Consider the following 2,466-nt stretch of genomic DNA (forward strand, 5'->3'; position numbering starts at 1 on the left):
ACAAATGATCAAAATTTAAATTTTATCTTAATTTTAAACACCATTTACAGCATATCGAAATATGATTTAATATAAATAAAATCATTTTTGCCTGTCCAAATTTAACCTGACTAAAATAATATGCTTTATCATTTTTCAATCATATAAATGACCTTATCATCCAGCTTTCTTATTGAGATATGCTATATGTATCCAAAGTATTACCCATCAACATCATTGACTGAATATTCATTAAAACACTTATGATTTTTTATAAAATGATATTCAATCGATTTCGTTCATCAATCAAAAATGATCGTGTGGCGTAAATCATATTGCTATTCAAAGTGCTTTCTCTCTTTGTGAGAAAGTGGGGATGAGAGGAATTTTTATATCGATCTATGCTTTTAAAAAAGACTTATGCAACAAGCCGAATGACAAAAAAACTGCAATGAATTGCAGTTTTTTTAAATTTTAACTTTCTAAAGCACCAGTAAATCTATGCTTAGCAGCTAAAATCCACATACCCAAAATTAATTATAGTGCATGGTATAATTGACTATTGCATGCGCATTTTGAGCATCAACAACTCCAGTCTTGGTAAAATACTGTGCAGTATAACTTATAAATCTTTTATAACCAGTAATGTCTGGAGTCACTGGACTTCTCGCCTGAGTTCCCCAAGGCGCAGAAAAATCTACAAGAACACCAGCGTAATTGAATATTCGAAAAAAAACAGGGTTGGTGGTAGAAGCATCTAGGGATTTATTGATCAATAATGTTTTATCGGCTGCATCTAAGTCAGTTGCTGAAATTGCACTTAGATGGATCCCTTGAAGGGCTTTACTTGTGGCAGCATCACATTTACCCGTACCGCTAGCATTTGTTAATTGTAGAGTAAAAGTGTTCTGTACTGAAGATGATGGATCTGTAGGCGAAAATGATGATTTAGGCACAGTGAGTATCTTAACCGTTATATCTTGAAGTCCCGTTGCATTGTTATAACCTTGTAATGTACAAGTTTGGTCCGTCACCACACCATTGACGGTGATTGTTCCATCTACAGCAAATACGCTGCTACTCGTCAAGCTTAAAGCCAAAGCACTGAATGCAGTTAAAGTGAGTTTTTTCATGAAATCAATCTCGTAAATTTTAATAATGAATGTGTTCGTGTGATGACTGTTATCCCTTTACCGTTTAAAAAAAATTGAAATAAAGGAGTCATGCTAAACAGATGCGACTCTGGTTATTTTTTAGTTTAAACGCTGCTTTTATTTCGGAATGACTCACAGATTAAAATAAAACTGGTTAACAATACCTTACATATAATGCTTTATACATCACACTTTTACATTGATTTTTTCTCATTAAAACACTTTACTAAAAGTAATAATTAAAATTTAATTATTTAAAAACAATATCTTAAAAACGATAAAGAAAATTTAACACAATATAAATTAAACTTCTTTTACTTTTTACCTCATATCGTCATACAGATTGTTTTTAACATGCGGCAACAGAAAAAGTGCTTGAGCAAAAACAAAGCACTGCTTTGTTTTTAGCGCAAGAATGTAACAGCGTAAGAATGTAATAACTAAGGAGAGGCACCGCTACAGATTTAGCAGCGCAAGGTTTGGCATCCCTCTACAAAAAGTGAGACATCACCCTTACAAATTCATTTAACTTTTCAATCTAGAATGAGACTGTACAAATCCTTTAAGGATAGAGATTTATTTTTATAAAATCCTAATAAATGATGAAGCAAAAAACTGCAATGAATTGCAGTTTTTAAAATTTTACGCTCTAAGGCACCAGTAAACCTATACTTCCCAACTAAAACCAACATAAAAAATTTAATTATAGTGCATGGTATAATTTATCTTTGCCGTGTAATTCTGAGCATCGACAATTCCTGTCTTGGAAACATATGCTACACCGTATACTAGATATGTCTCACCATTAAAATTATAGATTAAACTTTTCGCTTGAGTTCCCCAAGGTTCAGAAAAATTCACAGTTTTACCGTTGTTTGCATACATTGCAATGAACACAGGATTTTTAGTAGGAGCACCTATGGCTCTATTCACCAATAAAGTTTTATTTGTGGCATCTAAATCAGTTGTTGGTGAACTTACACTGAGATGGACTCCTTTAAAGGCTTGAGTTGTTGCTACATCACAGTTAGCTGTACCATCAGCATTTGTTAAGAACAGAAGCATGGCGTACCCCGTTGATGTTGGATTTGTAGTAAACCATGATTTAGGTATTGAAAACATACTAACCATTAGATCTTTCAAGCCAGTAGTAAAAGGTCGGCCAGCTTTTAATGTACAAGTTTGATCCGTCACCACACCATTTACTGTAATGGTGCCATCTACAGCAAATACACTTGTGCATGACAAAGTGAAAGCCAAAGTACTCAATATTGCTAAAGTCAGTTTCTGCATTGAATTACCCCTTTATAAAGTTTGAATCAAAAACATGCGA

General features: G+C 33.3%; 2 protein-coding genes. Both read right to left on the reverse strand.

Going from position 1 to position 2,466, the window contains the following annotated elements; translation table 11 throughout:
- Nucleotides 1–512 precede the first annotated feature (512 nt).
- Nucleotides 513–1,112, reverse strand: coding sequence for a type 1 fimbrial protein (locus GJV03_RS21210; protein ID WP_154131072.1), 600 nt, complete (start codon nucleotides 1,110–1,112; stop codon nucleotides 513–515).
- A 720-nt stretch (nucleotides 1,113–1,832) separates the two neighbouring features.
- Nucleotides 1,833–2,426, reverse strand: coding sequence for a type 1 fimbrial protein (locus GJV03_RS21215; RefSeq protein ID WP_154131073.1), 594 nt, complete (start codon nucleotides 2,424–2,426; stop codon nucleotides 1,833–1,835).
- Nucleotides 2,427–2,466 lie beyond the last annotated feature (40 nt).

It is taken from the genome of Acinetobacter sp. RIT698 (assembly GCF_009668065.1).
Classification (GTDB): domain Bacteria; phylum Pseudomonadota; class Gammaproteobacteria; order Pseudomonadales; family Moraxellaceae; genus Acinetobacter; species Acinetobacter guillouiae.

Excerpts from the sequence above, each read along its gene's own strand:
- GJV03_RS21210 (WP_154131072.1), bottom strand. The coding sequence starts at position 1,112 with ATGAAAAAACTCACTTTAACTGCATTCAGTGCTTTGGCTTTAAGCTTG.
- GJV03_RS21215 (WP_154131073.1), bottom strand. The coding sequence starts at position 2,426 with ATGCAGAAACTGACTTTAGCAATATTGAGTACTTTGGCTTTCACTTTG.